The sequence below is a fragment of the Shewanella sp. AS16 genome (assembly GCF_021412365.1).
Classification (GTDB): domain Bacteria; phylum Pseudomonadota; class Gammaproteobacteria; order Enterobacterales; family Shewanellaceae; genus Shewanella; species Shewanella salipaludis.
Genome location: NZ_JAKCLK010000004.1, coordinates 118,720 through 143,719, shown reverse-complemented (window position 1 = coordinate 143,719; position 25,000 = coordinate 118,720). Strand labels below are relative to the sequence as shown.

Here is a 25,000-nt window from a genome sequence, read left to right as displayed (position 1 = left end):
ACGCCCCCGCTGTGGCCGCAAAGCCGCCACAGGCTTAAGCTTAGACTCACATAACACGGGTAACCCTATGTCGCTTGAATTAGACCGCACCTTCTCCATCGCCCCCATGTTGGATTGGACCGACCGCCATTATCGCTATTTTGCGCGTCTTCTGTCGTCCAAGGCGCTGCTCTATACCGAGATGGTGACCACAGGCGCCATACTCCATGGGCGCGGCGACTATTTGGCCTATAACAGGGAGGAGCATCCGCTGGCGCTGCAACTGGGTGGTTCCAATCCGGAGGATTTGGCCAAGTGTGCCGCCTTAGCGGCCCAGCGAGGCTACGATGAGGTCAACCTGAATGTGGGTTGCCCGTCGGACAGGGTGCAGAATGGCCGCTTCGGTGCCTGCCTGATGGCCGAGCCCGCCTTGGTGGCCGAATGCGTCGACGCCATGAAACAAGTGGTAGACATTCCTGTGACAGTCAAGACGCGTATAGGCATAGACGAGCAGGACAGCTATGAGTTTCTCACCGACTTCATAGACACGGTGCAGGCCAAGGGTTGCAGCGCCTTCACCATACATGCGCGCAAGGCCTGGCTGCAGGGCTTGAGCCCGAAGGAGAACCGCGAGATCCCGCCGCTGGATTACGCCAGAGTCTATCGACTCAAGCAAGACTATCCAGGGCTGAACATCAGTCTCAACGGCGGCATTACCAGCCTGGAACAGGCCAAGACACACCTGGCACACCTGGATGGCGTCATGGTGGGACGCGAGGCCTATCAGAACCCCTACATGTTGGCCGAGGTCGACAGCCGGCTCTGTGGTGTGACGGCGCCGGCATTGAGCCGGGAAGAGGTTATCGACAAGATGCTGCCCTATATCGAGGCCCATCTGGCGACGGGGGGCCGGCTGAATCATATCACGCGCCATATTATCGGCCTGTTTCAGGGCTTACCCGGCTCCCGAGGCTGGCGTCGCTACCTGAGTGAAAATGCCCATAGACCCGGCGCCGACACCCGAGTCGTGCGGCAGGCGCTGCAGACAATGCAGGCCGGCATTTAGTCCAGCTCATGCCGCTAGAATACACTCCTATGTCTTGGTGAAAATAACTATTGCCTTGGTTATTTTCACCAATCCCTTACTCGCCCCGCACTTACCTTTGCAGCCGCAAGCCAACACCTCTATTTATTTAACCTTCATATTCAATAGATTACATAGAAATTAAAACTTGGCACGTCCCTTGTATTAGTCCTGGTGTCATTAGTTAACAAGCGAAAGGGACGACATCATGATTAACACAAATGTGAAGACAATACTGACAAGGGGTTTGCTGCTCGGCAGCATTGGCCTGGGTTTCGGTGCCAATGCCGATGTTTTACAACCCAATGAGCTGGTGATCGCTGTGGAGCAAAATATGTCCGAGCAGGCACAGGAAATACTGACAGGTGCCAAGCGCGAGCTGACCCTGTCACTGCGGACCCAATTGGCCGAGAGCATCTATGATTTCAATCAGAATGCCGAGGCGGGCAAAGCGAGTGAGACGCCGCAATCCGAGACCCTGGCAGTTAATGCCAAGCAGAAGGATTGAGTATGTGGCAGGCACAGACGTTAGCGACCTTGCTACTGCTGCCGATGCTGGGATTTATAGTCGCATCCTGGTTGGTGTGTCGGCTGCAGTGGCATAAATTTTATGAAGATTAGGTCCGAATCGAGGTGGTTATGAAATCGCTCAAGAAACGTTTTGCAGATGAACAACGCCTGGTGTGCGGTGTCGCCGCCGGCATGGCGACTCAGTTTGGCTGGTCATGCTTCTGGACCCGATGTGCCTGGCTGGGGGCCCTCTTGATTAATCCCGGCTTGAGTCTGCTGGTGTATTTTGTCCTGGCGCTGCTGGTGTCTGATTGGAAACAGCGCATTTAATCTCGCAGCCCCGGGCGTCACTGCTCATCTGGGGATGGGATTTGGTGCCTGTACGACTCAGAGCCAACCACAGGGACCGGCTCTTACATGCTGCAATAATATCTATCACTATTTACTGAGGAAGGCCTGAAATCTGGCTTTGGCCTCATCACTGCCCAGACGAATACCGAACTCTTCCAACTCCTGATGCATCTGATGTTGTACCCTGTGCTTATGGGGCCGCATCAACTGACGGGTGGCCTGCAATGCCTGTGGTGGTTGAGCCGCCAACCTCTTCGCCTTATCCAGGGCATGTGCCAGCAGGGCATCCGGCGCGACCAGGGCATTGACCAGCCTGAGTTCATGGGCCGTATTGGCATCGAAGCTGTCTCCCAGCAGCAGCAGCTCGGCGGCTTTCTGGTAGCCTACGAGTTCGGGCAACAACAGACTGGCGCCGGCTTCAGGCACCAGGGCGAGATTCACGAAGGGCAATTGGAATTGCGCCGTTTCATCGGCATATACCAGATCGCAGTGCAGCAGCAGGGTAGTGCCTATGCCTACCGCGGCGCCCGATACGGCGGCGACCAAAGGTTTTTTCAGTTCGAGTAAGCAAAATAAGAAACGCACGGCGGGATGGTTGGGACCTAAGTCGCTATTTTTTAAAAAGTCTGCCACATCGTTGCCCGAAGTGAAGCAATTCTGTTGGCCGTGGATCATAAAGGCGCGAATGTCGTTGTCTGCCTCGCCTGCGATCAGGTATTCTGTCAGCTGCTTATACATATCGAGATCGAGTGCGTTACGTTTATCCGGGCGGTTGAAGCTGATGATACGCACGCCCTGATCATCCTGAACCTGTATATGACTCATTCGTTTTTCCTCATACGAATTGGGGTTACATGGAGTTTAAGACATTGAGACCAATATTCAAACAGATGTTTAAGTTCGCTGCCTTGTCCTGCCTGTCATTTCCCGTTTTAGCCGACATCACCCTGGTTGAAGGTCATATCCGCGCCATGCCGGCCAGTGTGCCTAACAGCGCCGCTTACCTGACCTTGGCTAATGACGCAGATCGGGCGGTGCGCCTGGTGGGCGTCAGGACAGATATTGCGCGGGAGGCGCAATTGCATAGGCTCATCGAAGAGCAGGGCATGGTGAAAATGCGCAGCGTCGATGGATTCGAGATCCCCGCCCATGGCACTTTGGTACTGAGTCCGTCGGGCAGCCACATAATGCTGCTTGGCCTCAAGGCGCCGTTGGCAGTGGCTCAGGAGGTCAGGTTGGAGCTCATATTGGAGCCGGGTGAGCCGGTTAGCGTGACTCTGCCCGTGTTGAAACAGGCAGATGCAGCCATGCAGCATGAGCATCACCATCATCATGAAGGAGTGCATTAGATGCAAATGACATGGAAAAAACTGCTTGGGCTAGCGGCGTTGTTATTGCTGTGTTTCTACATTATTTCTGTCTGGTGGAGCGTCGAGCCGGATGCGCTCACCCCGCAACAGCTGGTTCAGGATGAGGGCAAGCCGATCGTCGGTTACGCCACCACAAGTTCTTTGATTGTGACGCTGGAAACCTTGCTGGATAAGCAGGGCGGCTGGTTATCCAACGATGTCATCCCCCCGTCCCTGATGATGGATAATATGCCGGCGTTCGAATTCGGCGCACTGGAGCAGGCCAGGGATCTGGCGCTGATCATGCGCAACGAGTTCAGTCGTTCCCAGTCCCAGTCTACTGCGGATAAAGACTTGCCCGCGGCCCAGGCCAAACTGAACATAGATCATACCAGCTGGTTGGTGCCCAGTGCCGAGAGCGAGTACCGCGAAGCCATTAAGCTGTTGAAGTTGTATCGTGCCAGGATCAGCGATATCAACCATCCGGATGCCCAATTTTATGCCCGCGCCGACAACCTCAACGAATGGCTCAAGGAAGTTCAGAAGCGCTTGGGCAGCATGTCACAACGTCTGTCCGCCAGCGTAGGTCAGGAAAGATTGAACACTGACTTGTCCGGTGACAGCGCGGCGCGCCAGTCTACCCCGGGGATGGCGAGCAGCCAGATAAAAACCAGTTGGTGGCAGATAGATGACGTCTTCTACGAGAGTCGTGGTGCCTCCTGGGCGCTGCTCAACTTCATGCGTGCCATAGAAATTGATTTTGCCGAAGTGTTGAAAAAGAAGAATGCCGAGGTCAGTTTGCGACAAATCATTCGTGAGCTTGAGGCGACCCAACAAACAGTCTGGAGTCCCATCATACTCAACGGAAGCGGCTTTGGCTTTGTCGCCAACCATTCATTGGTCATGGCTAATTACGTGTCCCGGGCGAATGCCGCGGTGATTGATTTAACTAACTTGCTATCTCAAGGTTAATTATGAAAAAAACATTCCTTGCCGCTGCTTTGCTGAGTTCTTTTGCGGCCACTTCCATTCAGGCCGCCACCCTGGTTGGCTTTAAAGTCGGCGGCGATTATTGGCATGCAGATGCCAGTGGCAGTTTTTCGGCAGACAACGGTCAGCAGCAGGAGTTTGCCTACGACTCATCGGCTCAGGGCAGTGTCTGGATCGCGGTCGAGCATCCGTTGCCCTTCATTCCCAATGCCATGATCCGTGAGAACCGGGTGGAAGAAAAAGGCCTGATGTCCGGCGCCGATTTCATGTTCAATGGCGACAGCTTCACAGGCGATGTCAGGGCCAACACAGATCTGAGCAACACAGATTTTGTCTTGTACTATGAATTGCTGGACAATGATTTGGTGTCTCTGGATCTGGGTGCGGCCTACAAGCTGATGCATGGCGCTATTCGTGTGGAAAACAGCCATCCGCAAGAGAAGGACATAGACAGTGGTGTGACCATGGGCTATGCCAGCGCCAAGGTGGGCATCCCTGGCATGGGGCTGTACGGCTTTGCCGATGTGCTGAGTGGGTTGAACGAGTCCAGCGTTTATGATTATGCCGTCGGTCTGGGATGGGAATTCGATGGTCTGGCGCTGGATTATCGTGTGCGTGCCGGCTACCGCGACTTCAACTTTGACGTCAATGGTTTCTCTGGCATCAGTGCCAACATGAAGTTCGATGGCTACTTTGCCGGTTTGGAAATTGCCTTCTAGCCGAATTCGAGCCAAAAAAAACCGCCATTGAGGCGGTTTTTTTATGGACATGTCAGCAGAGCAGTTACATCTTCTCTGCCGTCTTCAGGCCGTTGTTGATCGCCAGCACATCATCTTCATTCAGGGTGCCGGCGGCTTGTTTCAGCGCCATGATAGAATTGATGTAACCGTAGCGGGCATCCGACAGCTTGCGCTTGGAGTCGTACAGGTCACGGGTGCGGTTCAGCACATCGACTATGGTACGGGTACCGACTTCGAAGCCTGCCTGGGTGGCCTTCAGTGCGCTCTCGGAGGAGACCACAGACTGCTCATAGGCACGGATCGAACTGATGGAGGCACCGACGTTATTGAAGTTGTTGCGTACATCCTTCACTACCCGGCGATGGATCTGCTCCAGCTTTTCACTCGCTTCAACATATTGATATTGCGCCTGGTTGACTTGAGAGCTGACCTTGAAACCCTGGAAAATAGGGATGCTCAGGGTCACACCTATGCTGGAGTTGTCGAAGTCAGGATCATCGACGTTGCCCGTCTTCTGTTCTATGCCCTTGCTGTAGCCGGCATTCAAGCTCAATGACGGCATATGGCCGGCCTTGTACAAGGTAATGGTTTCCTGGGCGATATCCTTGGCGATGCGCTGGGCCATCAGATCCAGGCTGCTGGTTTCGGCTATCTTAATCCAATCGGATGAGGCGGCCGGTGCCGGCGTACCGGCGGAGAAACGTTGGGTATCCAGTATGTCTATGTTCTGGTGATCTATGCCGGTGATTTCCCGCAGCGCTTCGTAGCTGTTGAGCAGGTTGTTTTCCGCCAGGATTTCTGCCGCCGAGGCTAAGTCGTATTGTGCCTGTGCCTCATGTACATCCGTGATCGCGGTCAAACCCACGGCAAATCTTTGTTTGGTCTGTTCCAGCTGGCGTTCGATGGCGCGTTTCTCGGCACCCTGAAACTCATAGTTGTCTTTGGCCGTCAGCACATCGAAATAGGCCGAAGTGACGCGTATGATGACGTTCTGCAGCACAGAGGCATAGGCAGAATCTGCCTGGGAGGCGGCCTTCTCGGCCAGGGATAAACCGACCCAGGCGCTGTGATCATAGATGATCTGATCCAAGTTCACTCTGCCGGTCACGCCGCTGGTGTCTTTTCCCGGGTCTTTCCAGGCCTTGTCGTAACCCACGCTGGCGCTGATGGTTGGCAACAGCGGTGCGCGATTTTCTTCGATACTTTCGTACAAGGCATCACGCTGGGCCTTGGCTTGTAGCAATACAGGGTCGTTGGTCAGGGCTTGCTGGTAAATCTGCAATAAATCGTCGGCTTGTACTGCAGAGGCTGAGGCAGCCAGAGTGAGTGCTGCACATAAAGTACGGATCTTGAATTTCATTTGCTGTCCTTATTAGACAAAATCCCCCGCTGGAGGAACATGTTAACTTCGTAAGACTAAGTAATGCCTTTACCAAGGCGGTTTGCGCTTCCCGACGCTTCCCGATACAGCTATAACTTGACGAGCGGTATAGTAAAAAAACTCGGCTTTTCAAGTCAACTCGGAAGTGTAACAGATTTTATTTTAACTATGTGGCAAATTCCTTTGATAATAGAGAGGAATTTACACCATGGGATGGGACGATGAAATTGATTAAATTCACCAAAAATGATGTGCAAGTCCTGGGCAAGGAATCCCTCTATCAGGGCTTCTTCAGCCTGGAGGCATACAGCTTCAAACATAGACTCTTCGCCGGTGGCTGGAGCGAGGTGGTGACCCGCGAAGTGTTCGAGCGCGGTCATGCCGTGGTGGTCTTGCCCTACGACGCCAGCACGGACCAGGTGGTGCTGATAGAGCAAGTGCGCCTGCCGGCCCTGGCGACCTCCGAATCCCCCTGGCTGCTGGAGCTGGTCGCCGGCATGATAGCGCCGGGGGAGACGCCGGAGGAAGTGGCGCATCGGGAATTGCTGGAGGAGACAGGCCTGACGGCAACCGGGATGCGCGAAGTGAATAGCTATCTTGCCAGCCCGGGCGGCACCTCGGAGCGATTCTATTTCTATCTGGCCAGCATCGACGCGACTCAGGCCGCCGGGCTGCATGGCCTCAAGGAGGAGCATGAAGACATCAGAGTACATGTGCTCAGCCGTGAGCAAGCGTATACTAAGGTGGAAACCGGCGAGATAGACAACGCCTCTACCGTGATAGGGCTGCAATGGCTCGAGTTGCATCATCGCCAATTAATCCCAAGCCGTTAACTTGAAGGGGAAAGCCTGAGGTGACTAAGTCGATATCCCGACATAAACCCAGATACCAGCCCAATGTGAGCGATTTCCTGGCGCTATGCGGTCGCAATTATGGCCACATTTTGAAATGGCTGCCGCTGCAGCTGAGCCTGGATTCCCCTTGCATGGTCGAGGGGGCGTTCGGGGTGCTTATGGTGCGAGTGCTGGAAAATACCAAATATACTCAACTGGTTGAAATATCCAGGCAACTGCCTGATTCGGCATTTTTTGCGCCTCCTAGGGTGCAGGTGAGGGTCTATCACGATGCCAAATTGGCAGAAGTGTTAACTGGTCAACAGATTTACCTCCTGCGGCCGGTGTATGATTACCCCAATCAACATATGCATCACAGCGATGAAAAGTACCGGGTCAACGCCTTCCTGGAAGAGTTATTGAAGATAGGTTGTCGCCCCCGAGTGTGCCAGTCTTAACCTTGGGTAATCAATGTGCTGAAACCAGCAGTCTCTTATTCCGTGCCGGATGATCTGAATGTGCGTTTAGTACAGGTCACAGATCCCCATCTGTTTGCCGACCCTGATACCCGGCTGTTGGGGGTCAATACCGCCGCCAGCCTGACCGCGGTGCTCGACTGTATTCAGAATGCGCACCATGAGCCAGAGCTGCTGCTCGCGACCGGCGATATCAGCCAGGACTATTCCCCTGGCTCCTATCGGCAATTTGTCGAGCTGGTCACCCCGCTGGGATTGCCTTGCCACTATTTACCCGGTAACCACGACGATGTCGGCGTCATGGCGGCGCATATGTGCCACCAGGGCATCTTCGCCCAACAACGCATCTTGCTGGGATGCTGGCAGATACTGATGCTGGACTCGACAGTGCCGGGCAAGGCCGGCGGTTTCATGGCCGAAGAGCAGTTTGAATTGATCGAACAGGCCATCGCCGCCGAGCCGGCGCGGCATGTACTCCTGGTGATGCATCACAACCCGGTATTGCTCAACAGTGCCTGGCTGGATAAGCACTGGATGACCAATGGTGCCGACTTGCTCGCCAGAGTAGCTGCCTATCCTCAGGTCAAGGCGTTGCTCTGGGGTCATGTGCACCAGGCCATGGATAGCCAGTACCAGGGACCCCATGGACAGATTAAACTCCTGGCGACCCCCTCAAGTTGCATTCAATTTGCGCCATTGGCGCCGGAATTCACTTTAGACGAGCGCCAGCCTGGTTATCGTTTGCTGGAGTTAAGAGTGGATGGTAGCATTCTCACCCAAGTGTATCGTGTGCCGGGAAATCGTTTCCGTGCCGATGCTGAAGCCGGCGGTTATTGAGTTAGCGTGACATAGCTAGTATTAACCGCAGCGTGAGGACATATGCTGCTTTATATACATGGGTTTAACAGCTCTCCCCTGTCGGATAAGGGCAGGGTGACGGCACAATTTATCGCGCAACATCATCCAGGGTTACGCTTCTATCAACCACAACTGGCCACGGCGCCCGAGGTGGCGATGGCTGAGCTGTGTCTGCTGGTGGAAACACAAGTGCAGGCCGGCGAGCCTCTGGCCTACATAGGCTCGTCTCTCGGCGGTTATTACGCCAGCTATCTGGCCGAGCGCTACGGTGGCAGGGCAGCCCTAATCAACCCGGCGGTGAGACCCTTCGACTTGTTTGACGACTTCATCGGCACCCAATACAACCCCTATACCCGGGAGAGCTACCGGGTCCTGCCCGAGCATAAGCAACAGCTGGCACAATTCGATACCCAGGTTATACGTAATCCTGAGCGTTTTTTGGTATGCTTGCAAACCGGCGATGAGGTATTGGATTACAGGGAGGCGCTGCATAAGTATGCTTGCTGCCAACTGCATATCGAAGCCGGCGGCGACCACAGTTTTGTGGGGTATGAGCAACAGCTGCAGCGCATGAGTCAATTCCTGTGCTTGCCTTGACAAACAGACATGTAGGGCCGCACCATGGCCTGAATAACAACCTATTGTGTGGACTATGACGAATCAATACACCTCCGACGCCATCGAGGTTCTCAATGGACTCGACCCAGTAAAACGCCGTCCAGGTATGTATACAGATACCACTCGCCCCAACCACCTGGGGCAAGAGGTCATAGATAACAGTGTCGATGAAGCGCTTGCCGGACACGCCACCCGAATCGACGTCGTCTTGCATACAGACAACTCGCTGGAAGTCACGGACGATGGCCGTGGCATGCCGGTGGATATTCACCCGGAGGAAGGCATTCCCGGGGTCGAGCTGATCCTCACCAAGCTGCATGCCGGCGGCAAATTTTCCAACAAAAACTATCAGTTCTCCGGTGGCCTGCATGGGGTCGGCATCTCTGTGGTGAACGCCCTGTCACGCCGGGTGGAAATTACCGTGCGCCGTGATGCTCAAGTCTATGATATGGCGTTTGAAAATGGCTTTAAGGTCGAAGACTTGCGCGTCACCGGCAGCTGTGGCCGCCGAAATACAGGCACCAGGGTGCATTTCTGGCCGGACGCGAGTTATTTCGACTCGGCCAATTTCTCCCTCACCAAACTCATCTATCTGCTGCGTGCCAAGGCGGTGTTATGCCCGGGACTGAGGATCAAGTTCACCAATAAGCATACGGGTGAAGTGCAGGAATGGTTCTATGAGAGCGGCCTGACAGATTATTTGAAGGCCGCCATCAGTGATAGCCTGAGGTTGCCGGAAGAGCCTTTCGTCGGCAGTTTTCAGGGGCAGCTGGAGGCCGCAGATTGGGCCATCACCTGGCTACCCGAAGGGGGCGAAAGCCTGGCCGAAAGCTATGTCAACCTGATCCCCACGCCATTGGGCGGCACCCATGTGAACGGTTTTCGCCAGGGCTTGCTGGAGTCCATGCGCGAATTTTGCGAATTCCGCAACCTGATCCCCCGCGGCATCAAGCTGTCACCCGAGGATATCTGGGACAGGGCGGCGTTCATCCTGTCGGTGAAGATGCAGGACCCCCAATTTGCCGGTCAAACCAAGGAGAAGCTCTCCAGCCGTCAATGTGCGGCCTTCGTTTCCGGCCTGGTGCGGGATGCCTTCTCCCTCTGGCTCAACTCCCACACAGATCTGGCCGAAGCGCTGGCGGAGATGTGCATAAACAATGCCCAGAAACGCCTCAAGGCGGCCAAGAAGGTGGCCCGCAAGAAGGTCACCTCTGGGCCGGCCTTGCCTGGCAAGTTGACCGATTGCAGTGGCCAGGACCCCATGCGCGGCGAGCTCTTCCTGGTGGAGGGTGACTCGGCGGGCGGCAGTGCCAAACAGGCCAGGGACCGTGAATTCCAGGCGATCATGCCGCTGCGGGGCAAGATACTCAATACCTGGGAGGTGGATGCTTCCCAGGTGCTGGCCTCCCAGGAGGTGCATGATATTTCGGTCGCCATAGGCTGCGATCCCGACAGCAACGACATTTCTGAGTTAAGATACGGTAAAATTTGCATCCTGGCCGATGCCGATTCGGACGGGCTGCATATCGCCACTCTCTTGTGCGCCTTATTCCTCAAGCATTACCGGGTGTTGGTCGAGTTGGGGCATGTCTATATCGCCATGCCACCCCTGTTCCGTATCGATATCGGCAAGGAAGTGTTTTACGCCTTGGACGATGCGGAAAGATTGGGGATCCTGGACAGGATCGCCGCCGAAAATAAGAAAGGCAAGGTACAGGTCACCCGCTTCAAGGGCTTGGGTGAGATGAATCCACTGCAGCTGAGAGAGACCACTATGGATCCCAATACCCGCAGGCTGGTGCAGCTCACTATCGATGATGCCGACGACACCTTGGCCTTGATGGATATGCTGCTCGCCAAGAAACGCTCCCCGGATCGCAAGACCTGGTTGGAGACCAAGGGCGATATGGCGTTACTTTAACCTTGTCCATTCTGCCGAGAACAATAATATTAAGGCATGCAAAGAATCATAATGTTGTCTATTAAAGCACTGAATTATATTAACTTACGTTGGCTTGGCTCTAGCCTGGCCCTGGTTCTCTTGGTGTCGGGGCAGGCCTATGCCGGCTATCAGTCGATAGTGATTACCGTCACCAAAGGTTTCGGCTTGACCTTGTACGCCTCCGAGCTGGGGGATGCCAAGGGCATGGCGCTTGGCGACGAAGGTACCTTGTTTGTCGGTTCGGGCAAGAGCGGCAGCATCAATGCCCTGGTCGACAGCGATCAGGATGGCCGGGTCGACAAACGCTATCTCATCAGCGACGAGCTGACGTCTCCCGAGGCCATTGCCTTCCATGATGGCGATCTCTATGTGGCCATAGAAGATCGCATATTGCGCTACGTTGACATAGAGCAGCGGCTGCGCCGTCCCGGCAGGCCCAAAGAGATCTATAGCAAGTTGCCGGAAGAGAGCCGCAAAGGCACCCGGGCGATGCGCTTCGGCCCGGATGGCCGTCTCTATGTCGCCATCGGCGCCCCCTGTAACGTATGTGAATCGCCGGCCCCCTTCGGCAGCATCATAGCCATAGACGTAGACACGGGCGACAGTGAGCAGATAGCCACTGGGATACGTGATGTGACCGGGTTGGACTGGTCACCGGTTGACGGCAAGTTGTGGTTCGCCGATAAGGGCCGCGACTGGATGGGGGATAATTTGCCGGCCGATGAGATCAACAGGGTCGACATCAAGGGCGCCCATTATGGCTTCCCCTATGTGCATGCCAAGGATGTGCTAGAGCCGGCCTACGACAAGCCGAAGAATTTAAAGGTCACGGCGCCCGTCTTCGAGCTGCCGGCCCATGTGGCACCGACCGGAATGGCCTTCTACCGTGGCAAGCAATTTCCCGAGAAATATCACCAACAGTTGTTCGTCGCCGAAAATGGCTCATGGAATCGCTCCAGCAAGGTGGGTTATCAGATAGTCATGTTGGATGTGGCCGATAACCAGGTGCTTAGCCGTCATACTGTGGTGAGTTTTCTGGATGGCGAGTTTCCTGTCGCCCGGCCATACGCCGTCATTAACGCCCCGGGAGGCGCCATGTATATTTCGGACGATCTCAAGGGCAATGTGTATCGCCTCTATTACAAGGGTATAGAGCCGGTTGCACCCCAGGAACAAGAACAGGAATCGACTAATGAGTGATGCGATAGAGTTAAGTCTGGATGGGGTAGAGCAGATGCCGCTGCGGCGCTTTACCGAAGAGGCTTACCTGAACTATTCCATGTATGTGATCATGGACAGGGCCCTGCCGCACATAGGCGATGGTCTCAAGCCGGTTCAGCGCCGCATTATTTATGCCATGAGTGAGTTGGGCCTGTCGGCCCAGTCCAAACCCAAGAAGTCGGCCCGTACCGTGGGGGATGTGCTGGGTAAGTACCATCCCCATGGCGACAGCGCCTGTTACGAAGCCATGGTGTTGATGGCGCAGCCCTTCTCTTACCGTTATCCGCTGGTGGACGGCCAGGGTAACTGGGGGGCGCCCGACGATCCCAAGTCCTTCGCCGCCATGCGTTACACGGAAGCCAAGTTGTCCAAGTTTTCCGAGGTCCTGTTGAGCGAGCTGGGGCAGGGCACGGTCGAATGGGGCGCCAACTTCGACGGCACCCTCAAAGAGCCCAAGGTGTTGCCGGCACGGCTGCCGCACATATTGCTCAACGGCATCACAGGCATAGCCGTGGGCATGGCGACCGACATACCGCCCCATAACGTGCGCGAGCTGGTGGCCGCCTGTGTCGAGCTGCTGGATAATCCCAAGACTGAGCTGCCACGCCTGATGGAGCTGGTGCCGGCACCCGACTATCCGACCGAAGCCGAGATCATCACCCCGGCGAGCGACATAGCCAAGATTTACGAGACGGGGCGCGGCTCGCTGAAGATGCGCGCCGTGTACAGCCTGGACAACGGTGAGATCATCATCACAGCACTGCCGCACCAAGCCGGCAGTGGCAAGATATTGGAACAGATAGCCGCCCAGATGCAGGCCAAGAAGCTGCCCATGGTGGCGGATCTGCGCGACGAATCGGATCACGAGAATCCCGTGCGTTTGGTGGTGGTGCCGCGTTCCAATCGCGTCGATTGTGAGCAACTGATGGCGCACCTGTTCGCCACCACAGATCTGGAGAAGAGTTTCAGGGTCAACCTCAATGTCCTCGGGCTCGATGGTCGCCCCAGGGTGAAGGGGCTCAAACAGCTGCTGACCGAGTGGCTGGAATTCAGGGTCGAGACGGTCAGACGCCGCCTGGAATTCCGTTTGGATAAGGTGCTCTCCAGGCTGCATATCCTCGAGGCGTTGATGATCGCCTTCCTCAATATCGACGAAGTGATAGAGATCATACGTTTCCATGACGAGCCCAAGGCCGAGCTGATGGCGCGTTTTTCGCTGACGGACAAACAGGCCGAAGCGATACTCGAACTCAAGCTGCGTCACCTGGCGAAGCTGGAAGAGTTCAAGATCACCGCCGAGCAGGACGAACTGGAGGCCGAACGCCAGAAGCTCGAACTCTTGCTGGGTTCGGATCGTCGTCTCAAGACGCTGATCAAGAAAGAATTGCTGCAGGATGGCGAGACCTTCGGTGACGACAGGCGCTCGCCGATAGTGCTGAGAAATGAATCCAAGGCGCTGAGCGAGCAAGAGTTGTTGCCGACCGAGGCCGTGACTGTGGTGCTGTCGGAGAAGGGCTGGGTACGTTGTGCCAAGGGCCACGATGTTGATGCCCAGGCGCTGTCTTACAAGGCGGGGGACCAGTTCCTCTGCAGCGCCATGGGCCGCAGCAACCAGGCGGCGTTGTTCATCGATTCCTCAGGGCGCGCCTTCGCCACCGACAGTCATACCTTGCCGTCGGCCCGCAGCCAGGGTGAGCCCATCACCACCCGCTTCAACATGGCCCCGGGCGAAAGCATGCAGCATGTGTTGATGGGCGAGGACGAGCAATGCTTCCTGTTGGCCAGCGACGCCGGCTATGGTTTCATCTGCGCCTATGGCGACATGGTGTCGCGCAACAAGGCGGGCAAGGCCCTCTTGAGTCTGCCGGCTAACGCCAGGTCCTTGCCTCCCAGGCTCATCGACAAGGCGAAGGCAACCTCCATCCTGGCGATCACCAACGAAGGCCGCATGCTGCTGTTTGCATTGGATGCCCTGCCGCAGTTATCCAAGGGCAAAGGCAATAAGATCATAGGCATTCCCGGCGAACGCGCCAAGAGCCGGGAAGAATTACTGACTCACCTGCAACTGGTGCCGGCCGATACGTCTGTGACTCTGTGGGCGGGTAAGCGCAAGCTGACCCTCAAGCCCGGCGATCTCGAGCATTATCGCGGCGAACGTGGCCGCCGCGGTGCCAAGTTGCCGAGGGGACTGCAGCGGGTCGACAGTGTCGAGCTGGGGGATGGCGAAACCCAAAGCTGATTTGGGATTGCCTAGACATAAAAAATGCTGCCAATGGCAGCATTTTTTATGTCTATCGTGAGTGGCGCTATCGGCTTAGGTGTCTGTTCTCAGGCCACTTCGTAATAATTGGGTTCTATCTCGAGTTGGTTCTGAATGATCTGCGTCGCCATTCTGGCGCACTTGCCGCATTGGCTGGCGACCCCTAAACGCTTCTTCACGTCGGCCAATGATGCGTCGCCCTGGCCCACGGCCTGTTTGATCTGGCTATCGGTAATCGCATGGCAAAGGCAAACATACATAGGGTGACTCCAATCTCGTTTCGCGGCTGTCGCTTGGCCGCATTTGCTGTATCGTGCTGTGGATCTTATGGGGAGGCGCTGCGCTCTCCCTCGAATGGCGCCAAGTATAAATAAGAATACTTCTCAATACTAATAACCATTGGCTATAATTTAGCGTCCAATCTGCTGTTCAAGGAATAACCCAAGGGGGTGAAAAAACCAGGCTGGCCCTGAGATGGGCAGGCATTGATGCCTAAGCTGCTGAGGCATAATGTAAAGTAGCTCGGCTGTCTTTCAGCCCGAATAGCGTCTCAATAGCCACGCTCGAAATCGACCCTATGGGCCAGCGGCTGGCCTGCCAGCAGCTTGTGGTAGTTGGCGGTGAAAATGTCCACTACCTGTTCGGGAAAACTGGGGGCGGCGATATGCGGGGTGATGGTGGCATTGGTGCGCTCCCAGATGGGGTGCTCGGCCGGCAGGGGTTCCTGATTGAAGACGTCCAGAATCGCCTGTTGCTCGGGATTGGCGGCCAGCTGCAGATTGAGGGCGTCGAGATCCAGCACGTCGCCCCGCCCCAGGTTGAACAGCACTGCATCCGGCTTGAGCAACGCCAGCATAGTGGCATTGAGGCGGCCACGGGTCTCTGGGGTGCTGGGCAACAGGCTGGCGATGGCATCGGCCTGGGGCAGGTATTGTGGCAGCGCGTCCAGGGTCGCTACCTCATCGAACCCGGGTACCTGGGTGGCGCTGCGATTCAGTCCCACTACCCGCATGCCGAAGTGTTTAGCTGTCTGGGCTATATGCCTGGCAATGGAGCCTGTGCCGAGCAAGAGCAAGGTCTGGCCCTGGAGTGTCTTGTAACTGCCGGGCAGCCATTGTCTCAATTGCTGCTGCGATTTGTATTTCAGATGCTCTCTCTGGTGCGCCAGCAGGTAGCCGAACAGGTACTCGCTCATCAGCGGGCCGAAGATGCCGCGGATATTGGTCAGCTGGTAGTCGCGTCTCTGTCTGGGTTTCGTCAGGGCATCGACACCGGCGAAGGTGGATTGCAGCCAGCGCAAGTCTCTGGCATGGGCCAGCAGGGGGGCGGCGAGTGCGGGTTCGGCCAACCAGATGTCGGCTTCCTGGATGCTCAGGGGATCGTCCCCCAGCAGTGTCAGTCCGGGAAGCGGGCTGGCGGCCAGCAACTGGCGGTAACGGCTATTCTCCCGGGTTAACAAGAGTAACTTGTGTCTCATACTTTCTCCCCGTATCCTTGGCGTTATTTCTCAATTATATCGAGTATTTATGGATAGCATCCTAGGGTTTCTTTCCCGCATGGGGGCCATGCTGCACCCTTGGCTCAACGAGATAGCCACCGCCATGGTCGCCTGCCTGATAGTGGTCTTCGGCGCCGACATCAATAGGTTGTTGCGCCGCAACCTGGCGGGGCGCTCCTTCACGCTGCGCACTCTGATCTTCGTGTTGGTCAATGCCTTCGGTTACGGCATCTTGATAGTGACCCTGAGCCCCTGGCTGGCGCGGAAACTGGCGCACATGCCATCCTATTGGATGTTGCTGCTGGTGGTTGCCGCCTTCCTGTTTGTCGGTGCCTGGGCCCAACGCAATCGTCAGGTGTAATTGTTTACCCGGCCTATTCGAACCAGTGGCTGTAATCCTGGCCATGCCTGTTTGCCTGGCTCTTGGCAAGTGCCTCGGCGGCGCGGTCCGGATAGTTGCTGAAGATGCCGTCGACCCCCAGCTGCTGCAGCGCCCTGATATCATCGCCATCGTCCACAGTATAGACATAGACGCGCACGCCCCTGGCATGGGCATCCTCGATCAGGGCCCTGTCGATGAAGGCGATATCCAGGTGCAGTGAGAAGGCATTCAGCTGGCTGGCGATGCTCGCCTTGTCCAGGGGAATGCCGGCAAGCAGGGGCGCCACCCTGGCATGGGGCAATGCCTGTTTGACCTGTTGCAGGTAAGGGTGGTTGAAGGAGGAGATCAGCAGCTGCTCGGATTTATATCCCAGCTCGGTCAGCGCCTTGGGGTAGAGCGCCAGGAAGGGCGTGACTGTGTCTATGCCTTTCAATTCTATGTTGATGATGCAACGCCCCCCAACCAACTCCAACACTTGCCACAGGCTGGGAATAGGCTCGCCGCCCACCCTGATACCGGCCAGCTCGGCCCGGCTCGTTAGGTGAATAAGCCCCTTGCCCGAACTCTTGCCTTCGAGCCGGCGGTCATGGAATACCATCAGCTCGCCGGCGACATTGTGGACATCCAGCTCGATCGCCTCGGCGCCCAGCGCCAATGCCTTTTCCATCGCGGCCAGGGTATTTTCCGGGGCGTAACCGCTGGCCCCCCTATGGGCAAATATCAGCATCTCATCATCCTGTTTCTGTTTGCCGTCAGCTTCTGATCAGGCTGGCGGTGTCTCTTTGCTGGCCGTTGTGAATATGGATTTCCATCTGTGGGTAGGCCAGTTCCAGCTGGTTTTCCTTGAGCTTTCTGGTGATCCTCTTATGCAGATCGTGGCGCAGCGGCCAGCGCGACGCCATCTCCTTGGCATAGGCCCTGACCTCATAGTCCTGGGTGTGCTTGCCGAAGCCGGCAAACCAGACCTCGGGCTCAGGGGTCTGTAGGGCGTCCTGGCATTCACGCACCGCCTGATAGAGCGAGGCCTCGACCTTGGCGGGATCCGAATCCCGGGCCACAGAGACATAGACTATCACCCGGGTGATGGGATCCGACAGGGACCAGTTGATCAGCTGCTCCGTGATGAAGGCCTTGTTGGGGACTATGATCTCCTTCCTGTCCCAGTCTATGATGGTGGTGGCGCGGATTTGGATCTTGCTGACCGTACCCGTGAGCTCGCGTATGGTGACTGTGTCGCCGATGCGCACCGGCTTCTCGAACAATATGATGAGACCCGAGATGAAGTTGGCGAAAATTTCCTGCAGGCCGAAACCTAAACCGACCGACAGGGCTGCGATCAGCCACTGGAGTTTGGACCATTCCATCCCCAGGGTCGAAAAGCCCACCAACAGGCCGAAGAAGACCACCAGATAGCGACTGACTGTGGTGATGGCAAAGCCGGTTCCCGGGCTGAGATCCAACCTTTGCAAGAGCACCAGTTCCAGCAAGCCCGGCAGGTTGGTGGCTATCATCATGGAGAAGCCGACAATGACTATGGCAAACAGCAGAGACTTCAGGGTGATAGGCAGGGTCTGTTCCATGCCGTTGACCATGGCACTGCTGGTCCAGAGGCTGATGCCATCCAGGAAGGAAAACAGCGCCGTGTGGGTCTGGGTCCAGAGGCCGATCAGGCTGATGAGGAAGGCCAGCAGCAACAGGGAGCGCACCAGGCCCAGTGACTGGCTGGAGATGGTGTCGAGATCGACCACAGGTTCCTCATAGCTGTCCGCCGCTTCGTTGATCCCGCCCTGAATCTCCCCCTTATCCCGCTGCGCCAGGCGTTCGGCCCGTTTCGCCTTGGCGCGATCGAAGGCGATGCGCCTGTGCTCTATCAGCATCCAGCGGCGGATCAGTTGATACAGCAGCAGGAAGCTCAATCCCAGCAGGAAAGAGAGCTGCAGTTGCAGCAACATCTGGAACGCGGTGAAGTAATAGCCGCGGATGGCCAGCACAGCGCTCACCAGGGGCACGAATATCAGGCCGCTCCACAACAGCTTCTGCAGCAGTTGTTTATTCTTGCCATCCTGTTGGGGTTCATTATGCTGCTTGGACAGGAGCAGCATGTCTTTATAGAGCAGGAATAACACCAGACAGAAGAGGATGAAGGCTCCGCGGCCTATGCTGTTGCGCACCAGGGACGCATCCAGCACTTCGGTGAAGCCCATCACCCAGATCAAGGGGCTGGCGACCAGGACGAACTTCCTGAACCTGAGCTGCCCCAGCTGCAACACCTCACGTGGCCACTTGAAGTGGCCCACCATCACGCCTTTCTCCGACGCCAGCAGCCGGGTAAGCCGGTGCAGCAGATAGATGAGGCCGATGGCGAGTGTGCCCATGCCGACAGCCTGGACCGAGTTGCGCTCCGAGGCGTACAGGATCAGGCCCGCCACTATGATGGGGAAGGGCTTGACCAGGGCGTAGCCGAAGGTTGCGGTCAAGGCCTTGAAGGTATAGATGAACTTGTCCTGGGTCACGTTACCTACGCGGGTGGCGTACTCGTCCATGGCGGCATTGAATCTCGGGCTCAGCAGATCCTGGGCGACCAGACAGAGCACCAAGAGTATGATCCACCAGGACCAGTAGTTATTCTGTTCTGCCCAGGTTTGTTGCAGCTGCTGCCATTGACCTGGTTGCAGCAGCCAGAGGCCGCTGCTGTGAACATCCGTCAGCCAGAGCTTGCTTATGCTGGCGGCATTGGGCACCCAGAATAAGTGTTCATTGAGGATATTCTTCAGCGTTTGGTGCAGCTGGTTGAGTTGTTCGAAGTTGACTTTGAGTTTGGCCAGCTCGTTCAGATATTGATCATAGCCCTGCAGCAGCTGCTCGATCAGCACCTGCTGGGAGGCGAGCAGTTTGAGCTGGAATTCGTTGAGCAGATTGCTCTGTTCGTATCTCTGCTCGTTGATCGAGTGCTGTTGTTCCAGATGGTATCTGGCCAGCCTGGCGTCGGCTATGTCGGCCTGCAGTCCTTCCTGGCTCGGGGGTTTGGGCAGGGATTGCAGCATCTGCAGGAAACGCTCGCCGAAGGCCGAGTTCATTTTCACCCAGGTGATCTGTTCCTGGATATTGGTCAACTGCTGCGACTGGGATTGGTACTGTTTCTCAGTGTCTTCCTGCTGTTCTATGGCATTGCCTATCTGCAGCGTCAGGGTCTGAAGCTTCTGGCCATAGAGCTGGTTGGCATCGCTGAGTTGTTGGCTCAGGGGATCGGCGCCGGCTTCGCTGGGTTGCAGATTGTCGGCCAGGGTCGCCTCTGTCTGTTGCTGCCGTTTTTCACTCATGACCTTGTTGAGTGTCTCAATCTGAGTTTCTTGCTGGAGCAATTGCTGACGCAGCAGCTGCAATTGCAGCTGTGCCAGCTCGATACGCTTCTGGCTGCTGGCCAGCTCGGCTTCGTCCGTCGCCAGGCTCTGTTCGTACAATAATCGCTGCGCCTGCTGCACCTGACCCTTGGGGGTGTCTATCGGGGCCAGCTCTGTCTTCTGATGTTGGGTCAGCGCCTGTCTGGCCTTGGAGATGACACCTGGCAGGTTGTTGTGGCGCTGCAGCAGCTCGGCGACTTGCTGACTCAACTGGGCTTCACTCTCCTTGAGCTCCGACAGGCGAAAATGCGCCATGGAGACTTGTTGGTTGAGTTCCACTTCTTTGTCCAGCGGAAGCTGGGCCGCGGCCTGCTGCAACTGGGTCAGCAGCGCCTGCTTATGGCGCTCGAAATTCAGTTGGACCTGCTGATATTGGGTCGCCTTGTTCGCCAGGCTGTCTATGCCGAGTTTCAGCTCATCGAGTTGTTCCTTGGTGGTCGGCTTCTGCGGCTCGGCCTGGGGTTGCACTCCTAAGCGATTGTTGAGCGAGAGAACTGGGCTGGCCACGGAAGCGAAGGAGGAAAAAAGAATAATAAACAGGAAAATACGCAGCATATAAGGTATGAGCTTCAGGACGGGAGACTGTCCATCTTAGCCAACTTGGCCGCCAATTGGTATGTTTCTACGGGCTCTTTTTTTGCCTTTGGGTCCTGTGACTCTGATGGGTCTCCAACAGGGCAGTCACGACCACCAGAGTGCCGCCCAGCAGGGTGCGGCCATCGAGGGTTTCACCCAGCAGCACTAATGCCAGCATGGCGCCGTAGAAAGGTTGCAGGCAGGAGACCAGGCCGACCGTCTTGGCACTCAATTGCCTCAGTGCCGAGGTGAACAGGGCATGGGGCGCGGCGGTAAAGACCACCCCCAGCAACAAGATGAGCCACCAGGTCTGTTGCTGGATTTCGCCCGGCGTTACCTGGTGCCAGGGGGCGAGGAATAGCACGGCCACAGATGTCTGGTAGAACATGGCCTGGGGGCCGCTGTAGGCAGAGAAATAACGCTTATGCAGCAAGTTGCGGGCGGTGAAAAACATGGCGGACAGGACCCCGAGCAGTATTCCCAGGGTGACATCGTTGCCCAGGCTGGCCTCGGGGATCAGCAGGCTCACGCCGGCGAGCACGGCAACACCGCTGAGCAGGTCCCCGAGCCTGAGCCGGGTCCGGGTCAACATGGGTTCGAGCAGCACTGTCATCACCGGATAGCAGAAGAAGGAAATCATGCCTATGGCCACGGACGAGAGTTGCATGGAGGCGAAATAGGTCACCCAATGCAGACTGACCAGGACCCCCAGCCCGATGGCGATGAGGTAATCCCGGCCGCTGCCGAGGGTGAGTCTATGGCGGCTGAACTTGACTATCGAGGCCAGCACCACGGCGGCAACGACGCAGCGCAGCAGGGTGATATCCAAGGCGCCAAGGGGAATGAGCTTGGAGAACAGGGCAGTGCCACCGAAGAGCAGCACCGCCAGATGCAGTTCTATGAGACCCGCACCCGGCAACCCGGATGATGCCGGGGCGGGTGCCTTGGGTCCCGGCATTTGCGCTGGTGCTTGCAAGCGTCTCAGTCTGCCTGTTTGGCCTGGGGCGCCAGGGTGGCGAAGGGGGCGCCCATACGGGTGACGGCCTCGGCTTCGACGCCGGCGGCAAAATGGGCCAGTGCGTCCTTGGCAAACAACATGACGACAGTGCTGCCGAGTTTGAAGCGACCCATTTCGGCGCCCTTCTCCAAGGTGAGGGCTTCCGGCCCCTGGGTCGGATAGTCCCAGGTGAATACTCGCTTGCCTTCGGGTGGCGTCACTGTACCGGCCCAGACGGTTTCTATGCTGGCCACTATCGTCGCGCCGACCAACACCATGGCCAGTGGGCCAACCTCAGTCTCGAAAATGGCCACAACCCGTTCGTTGCGGGCGAATAGCCCGGGAACATGGCGTGCGGTCAGAGGGTTGACCGAAAACAGCTCTCCCGGCACATAGGTCATCTTGGACAGGGTGCCGCGAATGGGCATATGGATCCTATGATAATCCTTGGGTGCCAGATAGATGGTGGCAAAATCACCGCCGTCGAAGCGTTTGGCATCCTCGGCTTGATCGCCGAGCAAGGCCAGTGAGGAATAATTGTGCCCCTTGGCCTGGAAGATACGGCCATCCTCTATCGGTCCCAGCTGACTCACGGCACCGTCGACCGGGTGCACCATGATGTCACTGTCCAGGCACAGGGGTCTGATGCCGGGCTTGAGTGCCCGGGTAAAGAAGGCATTGAAGCTGGCGTAGGCTTCGGGTTGGCTCTGGGCCGCCTCACTCATGTCAATCTTATATCGCTTGATGAACCACTTAATGCCGGCGGTGGTCAAGGCACCGGCTTCGGCGGCGGCCAATTTACCCACTAAGCGTGATAACAAGTGTTTAGGCAGCAGATACTGCAACGCTATCTTCACTTTATCCAATTTAGACTTCCTTCATGGTACTGATTGATTATGGGGTGATTTCTATTGTTCGTCCGTTGCCGCCCTGAAATAGCGGGCATGGCGCTGCTCATCCAGGCTGGCAATGATCTTGTGATAATTGTTGAACCTGTCCTCGGTGATCTTCCCTGCCTTGAGGGCCTCTTGCAGGGCACAGCCGGGATCGTCGCCATGTTTACAGTCGCGAAACTTGCAGGTGCCGAGGAATTCACGGAATTCGATGAAACACCAGCCCACTCTCTGCGCCGGCAGGTGCCAGAGGGCAAACTCACGCACCCCGGGGGAGTCGATGAGATCGCCGCCGCTGGGCAGATGCAGCAGTTTGGCTGTGGTGGTGGTGTGTTGTCCCAGGCCCGAGTTGTCCGAGACATCGCCGACCAGCAATTCGGCGTCCGGCAGCAGGGCATTGATCATGGAGGATTTTCCAACACCCGACTGGCCAGCGAAGACGCTGACCTTGTCCTTGAGCAGGCCCTTGATGGCATCCAGGCCGTCACCGGATTTGCTGCTGACTTTAAATACCTTGTAGCCTATGTCTTCATATCGCTGGAGCGCGGCGGCTATCTCATCGGCCTCGTCCGGATTGAGCAAGTCTATCTTGTTGAGGATGATCACCGGGGGTATGCCTGTGTCTTCGGCGGCCACCAGATAGCGGTCGATGATCTGGGTGGTAAAGCTGGGCAACACGGATGAGACTATGAGGATCTGATCTATGTTGGCGGCAATCACCTTGACGCCATCGTACAGATCCGGACGGGTCAGGGACGAAGTGCGCGGATGCACGGCTTCCACTATGCCGCCAATGCCCGACTGTTGTTCGAGTGCCAGCCTGACGATCACCTTGTCGCCTGTCACCAGGCCTTTGATGGTGCGGCGGATGTTGCAGCGCACGGTTTGACCGTCCACCGTCTCTATGTCTGCATGCTGGCCGAAGCGGGAGATCACCACCCCAGCCTGTTCCGGTCCGAGAGAATTGTCCTGCAGTTCAGGCAAGTTTTTATCTGAATTGCCGCGCTGCAATCGCTTCTCGTGATTGGCACGCATGCGCCGTAACTGGCCTTGGCTTAGGGGTTTCTTTTTGCTCACAGGTTTATCTTCATCAATAAGGTGATTTTTTGTGTTCCGAAAAGGCAGTATGATACACACTCTTGAATAAAAAAGCCTGAGTTTAGGCTAATGGACACGATAAGGCTTAGTTATGGCGGCGGACGCGAACAATCTGATTTGGGTAGATTTGGAGATGACGGGGCTGGACCCTGAGGTGGACAGGATCATAGAGATAGCCACCATAGTGACAGATCAGCAGCTGAACATACTGGCACAGGGGCCGGTGATTGCGATTCATCAGTCCGATGACACCCTGGCGAAGATGGACGACTGGAACCAGAAACACCATGGTGAGTCCGGGCTGATCGCGAGAGTGAAGACCAGCCAGTTCAGCGAAGCGGATGCCATAGCCCAGACGATAGCCTTCTTGAGCGAGCACGTGCCCCAGGGGGCTTCCCCCATGTGTGGCAATAGCATAGGCCAGGACAGGCGTTTCCTGAATCGCTATATGAGAGAACTGGAAGATTACTTCCATTATCGCAATGTCGATGTCAGCACCATCAAGGAGTTGGTGAAGCGCTGGAGTCCGGAAACCATGGACGGTTTCAAGAAGCAAGGCACCCACCAGGCACTGCAGGATATCCAGGAGTCCATCGCCGAACTCAGGTATTATCGCGACAAAGTATTTAAAATTTGAGCGTTCGGCAGATAAATCTTCAAGAAGGGGTTGCAGGCGATGGAATTTTTCATATAATGCGGCCTCAACTTTCGGATGGCATGCCGGATGGGAGTTGAATGTTGTGATACATATTTCAGTTTTGGGGTTGGAAACCTGACGCCGAAGCAGTAAGTTGAATGTGTGGCACAACAGATTAAAGCGGCATTGACTCAGTTGGTCTTGGTGGAAATACGATACCTTGCCAATACGATGAGTTAGAACGACGAAAGATTTAAGCGACATTAGCTCAGTTGGTAGAGCGATACCTTGCCAAGGTATAGGTCATCGGTTCGAACCCGATATGTCGCTCCAAATTCAAGGTTAAGCGATTCACAAGCATCGTTAAACCGTAAAGCATTAAGCGACATTAGCTCAGTTGGTAGAGCGATACCTTGCCAAGGTATAGGTCATCGGTTCGAACCCGATATGTCGCTCCAAATTCAAGCTTCAGAGATAAACCAAGTTTCTGAATGCAGCAGTTTTAAGCGACATTAGCTCAGTTGGTCTTGGTGGAAATACGATATCTTGCCAATACGATGAGTTAGAACAAAGAAAAATTTATGCGACATTAGCTCAGTTGGTAGAGCGATACCTTGCCAAGGTATAGGTCATCGGTTCGAACCCGATATGTCGCTCCAATTTAAAGGTTAAGCGATTCACAAGCATCGTTAAACCGCAAAGCATTAAGCGACATTAGCTCAGTTGGTAGAGCGATACCTTGCCAAGGTATAGGTCATCGGTTCGAACCCGATATGTCGCTCCAATTTCCAAATCCCCCTTTTCTCAAAAATCCAGCATTCTCAACTGCCGCATTCGGCCGTTCTGCTCAAATCAAGTGATATCCGCTTGGCTTGGAACTGCACTGGTCATAGGCTCGAACCTTTGCCTATGTCGGCAGACTCGCG

Annotated in this window: 24 protein-coding genes and 4 tRNA genes; 19 read left to right on the top strand and 9 right to left on the bottom strand. The window is 56.0% G+C overall.

Annotated features, from left to right (window positions below; genetic code table 11):
• Nucleotides 1-67: 67 nt before the first annotated feature.
• The 3 genes from dusA to LZP73_RS12725 all read left to right on the top strand — a co-directional run bounded on the left by dusA (nucleotide 68) and on the right by LZP73_RS12725 (nucleotide 1,903).
• Complete coding sequence (gene dusA / locus LZP73_RS12735) at nucleotides 68-1,045, top strand: tRNA dihydrouridine(20/20a) synthase DusA (protein ID WP_234235395.1); 978 nt, start codon at nucleotides 68-70, stop codon at nucleotides 1,043-1,045.
• A 226-nt stretch (nucleotides 1,046-1,271) separates the two neighbouring features.
• Nucleotides 1,272-1,571 carry a hypothetical protein gene (locus LZP73_RS12730; RefSeq protein ID WP_234235394.1) on the top strand — a complete coding sequence of 100 codons (300 nt, stop codon included), beginning with the start codon at nucleotides 1,272-1,274 and terminating at the stop codon, nucleotides 1,569-1,571.
• A gap of 131 nt (nucleotides 1,572-1,702) precedes the next feature.
• Nucleotides 1,703-1,903 (top strand): PspC domain-containing protein, encoded by a 201-nt coding sequence (locus LZP73_RS12725; RefSeq protein ID WP_234235393.1) that lies wholly within the window; start codon nucleotides 1,703-1,705, stop codon nucleotides 1,901-1,903.
• A 108-nt stretch (nucleotides 1,904-2,011) separates the two neighbouring features.
• Here LZP73_RS12725 and LZP73_RS12720 read toward each other — a convergent pair whose 3' ends face one another.
• Nucleotides 2,012-2,749: an enoyl-CoA hydratase-related protein gene (locus LZP73_RS12720; protein WP_234235392.1), complete on the bottom strand. Its 738-nt coding sequence runs from the start codon at nucleotides 2,747-2,749 to the stop codon at nucleotides 2,012-2,014.
• Between the two features lie 29 nt (nucleotides 2,750-2,778).
• On the opposite strand from LZP73_RS12720, the gene LZP73_RS12715 reads away from it, so the two are divergent.
• From LZP73_RS12715 to LZP73_RS12705, 3 genes are read left to right on the top strand one after another with little or no spacing between them, the layout of a single operon-like run.
• Nucleotides 2,779-3,273, top strand: coding sequence for a copper chaperone PCu(A)C (locus LZP73_RS12715; protein ID WP_234235391.1), 495 nt, complete (start codon nucleotides 2,779-2,781; stop codon nucleotides 3,271-3,273).
• Nucleotides 3,274-4,245: a DUF2333 family protein gene (locus LZP73_RS12710; RefSeq protein ID WP_234235390.1), complete on the top strand. Its 972-nt coding sequence runs from the start codon at nucleotides 3,274-3,276 to the stop codon at nucleotides 4,243-4,245. It begins immediately after the preceding gene.
• 2 nt (nucleotides 4,246-4,247) lie between these two features.
• Complete coding sequence (locus LZP73_RS12705) at nucleotides 4,248-4,982, top strand: TIGR04219 family outer membrane beta-barrel protein (protein WP_234235389.1); 735 nt, start codon at nucleotides 4,248-4,250, stop codon at nucleotides 4,980-4,982.
• Between the two features lie 64 nt (nucleotides 4,983-5,046).
• On the opposite strand, the gene tolC is transcribed toward LZP73_RS12705, so the two are convergent.
• The gene (gene tolC / locus LZP73_RS12700) at nucleotides 5,047-6,363 is read right to left on the bottom strand and encodes an outer membrane channel protein TolC (protein WP_234235388.1); all 1,317 of its coding nucleotides are present in this window, start codon (nucleotides 6,361-6,363) and stop codon (nucleotides 5,047-5,049) included.
• Nucleotides 6,364-6,605: 242 nt separating this feature from the next.
• Between tolC and nudF the strand changes: the two genes are divergently transcribed.
• From nudF to parC, 7 genes are read left to right on the top strand one after another with little or no spacing between them, the layout of a single operon-like run.
• Nucleotides 6,606-7,217: an ADP-ribose diphosphatase gene (gene nudF, locus LZP73_RS12695; protein WP_234235387.1), complete on the top strand. Its 612-nt coding sequence runs from the start codon at nucleotides 6,606-6,608 to the stop codon at nucleotides 7,215-7,217.
• 20 nt (nucleotides 7,218-7,237) lie between these two features.
• Nucleotides 7,238-7,675, top strand: a complete 438-nt coding sequence (locus tag LZP73_RS12690; protein WP_169564003.1) for a DUF1249 domain-containing protein — start codon at nucleotides 7,238-7,240, stop codon at nucleotides 7,673-7,675.
• A 15-nt stretch (nucleotides 7,676-7,690) separates the two neighbouring features.
• Nucleotides 7,691-8,530: a 3',5'-cyclic-AMP phosphodiesterase gene (cpdA, locus tag LZP73_RS12685; protein ID WP_234235386.1), complete on the top strand. Its 840-nt coding sequence runs from the start codon at nucleotides 7,691-7,693 to the stop codon at nucleotides 8,528-8,530.
• 42 nt (nucleotides 8,531-8,572) lie between these two features.
• A complete protein-coding gene (locus tag LZP73_RS12680) occupies nucleotides 8,573-9,148 on the top strand; it encodes a YqiA/YcfP family alpha/beta fold hydrolase (RefSeq protein ID WP_234235385.1) in 576 nt (191 codons plus the stop codon).
• 55 nt (nucleotides 9,149-9,203) lie between these two features.
• A complete protein-coding gene (parE, locus tag LZP73_RS12675) occupies nucleotides 9,204-11,090 on the top strand; it encodes a DNA topoisomerase IV subunit B (protein WP_234235384.1) in 1,887 nt (628 codons plus the stop codon).
• Nucleotides 11,091-11,141: 51 nt separating this feature from the next.
• Nucleotides 11,142-12,311 (top strand): PQQ-dependent sugar dehydrogenase, encoded by a 1,170-nt coding sequence (locus LZP73_RS12670; RefSeq protein ID WP_234235383.1) that lies wholly within the window; start codon nucleotides 11,142-11,144, stop codon nucleotides 12,309-12,311.
• Entirely contained in the window at nucleotides 12,304-14,571 is a 2,268-nt protein-coding gene (gene parC, locus LZP73_RS12665) for a DNA topoisomerase IV subunit A (protein WP_234235382.1), read from the top strand. The genes LZP73_RS12670 and parC overlap by 8 nt, the downstream gene beginning before the upstream one ends.
• 89 nt (nucleotides 14,572-14,660) lie before the next feature.
• Here parC and LZP73_RS12660 read toward each other — a convergent pair whose 3' ends face one another.
• Together LZP73_RS12660 and LZP73_RS12655 are read right to left on the bottom strand one after the other, a co-directional pair.
• Nucleotides 14,661-14,852 (bottom strand): bacterioferritin-associated ferredoxin, encoded by a 192-nt coding sequence (locus LZP73_RS12660; RefSeq protein WP_169564009.1) that lies wholly within the window; start codon nucleotides 14,850-14,852, stop codon nucleotides 14,661-14,663.
• A 290-nt stretch (nucleotides 14,853-15,142) separates the two neighbouring features.
• Entirely contained in the window at nucleotides 15,143-16,069 is a 927-nt protein-coding gene (locus tag LZP73_RS12655) for a D-2-hydroxyacid dehydrogenase (RefSeq protein WP_234235381.1), read from the bottom strand.
• Nucleotides 16,070-16,118: 49 nt separating this feature from the next.
• On the opposite strand from LZP73_RS12655, the gene LZP73_RS12650 reads away from it, so the two are divergent.
• On the top strand, nucleotides 16,119-16,451 hold the full coding sequence (locus LZP73_RS12650; protein WP_234235380.1) for a DUF3392 domain-containing protein: 333 nt from the start codon (nucleotides 16,119-16,121) through the stop codon (nucleotides 16,449-16,451).
• Nucleotides 16,452-16,464: 13 nt separating this feature from the next.
• Here LZP73_RS12650 and LZP73_RS12645 read toward each other — a convergent pair whose 3' ends face one another.
• From LZP73_RS12645 to rsgA, 5 genes are all read right to left on the bottom strand, one after another.
• Nucleotides 16,465-17,199, bottom strand: a complete 735-nt coding sequence (locus LZP73_RS12645; protein ID WP_234235379.1) for a glycerophosphodiester phosphodiesterase — start codon at nucleotides 17,197-17,199, stop codon at nucleotides 16,465-16,467.
• 25 nt (nucleotides 17,200-17,224) lie between these two features.
• Entirely contained in the window at nucleotides 17,225-20,428 is a 3,204-nt protein-coding gene (locus LZP73_RS12640; protein WP_234235378.1) for a mechanosensitive ion channel domain-containing protein, read from the bottom strand.
• A gap of 67 nt (nucleotides 20,429-20,495) precedes the next feature.
• Nucleotides 20,496-21,407: a DMT family transporter gene (locus tag LZP73_RS12635; protein ID WP_234235377.1), complete on the bottom strand. Its 912-nt coding sequence runs from the start codon at nucleotides 21,405-21,407 to the stop codon at nucleotides 20,496-20,498.
• Between the two features lie 23 nt (nucleotides 21,408-21,430).
• The gene (gene asd / locus LZP73_RS12630) at nucleotides 21,431-22,312 is read right to left on the bottom strand and encodes an archaetidylserine decarboxylase (protein ID WP_234235376.1); all 882 of its coding nucleotides are present in this window, start codon (nucleotides 22,310-22,312) and stop codon (nucleotides 21,431-21,433) included.
• Nucleotides 22,313-22,354: 42 nt separating this feature from the next.
• Complete coding sequence (rsgA, locus tag LZP73_RS12625) at nucleotides 22,355-23,416, bottom strand: small ribosomal subunit biogenesis GTPase RsgA (protein ID WP_234235375.1); 1,062 nt, start codon at nucleotides 23,414-23,416, stop codon at nucleotides 22,355-22,357.
• A 112-nt stretch (nucleotides 23,417-23,528) separates the two neighbouring features.
• Here rsgA and orn point away from each other — a divergent pair, with 112 nt between their 5' ends.
• From orn to LZP73_RS12600, 5 genes are all read left to right on the top strand, one after another.
• A complete protein-coding gene (gene orn, locus LZP73_RS12620) occupies nucleotides 23,529-24,074 on the top strand; it encodes an oligoribonuclease (protein ID WP_234235374.1) in 546 nt (181 codons plus the stop codon).
• Between the two features lie 257 nt (nucleotides 24,075-24,331).
• Nucleotides 24,332-24,407: transfer RNA gene (locus LZP73_RS12615), tRNA-Gly, on the top strand.
• A 49-nt stretch (nucleotides 24,408-24,456) separates the two neighbouring features.
• Nucleotides 24,457-24,532: transfer RNA gene (locus LZP73_RS12610), tRNA-Gly, on the top strand.
• Nucleotides 24,533-24,657: 125 nt separating this feature from the next.
• Nucleotides 24,658-24,733: transfer RNA gene (locus LZP73_RS12605), tRNA-Gly, on the top strand.
• 49 nt (nucleotides 24,734-24,782) lie between these two features.
• Nucleotides 24,783-24,858, top strand: a tRNA-Gly gene (locus tag LZP73_RS12600).
• The last annotated feature ends 142 nt before the right edge of the window (nucleotides 24,859-25,000 follow it).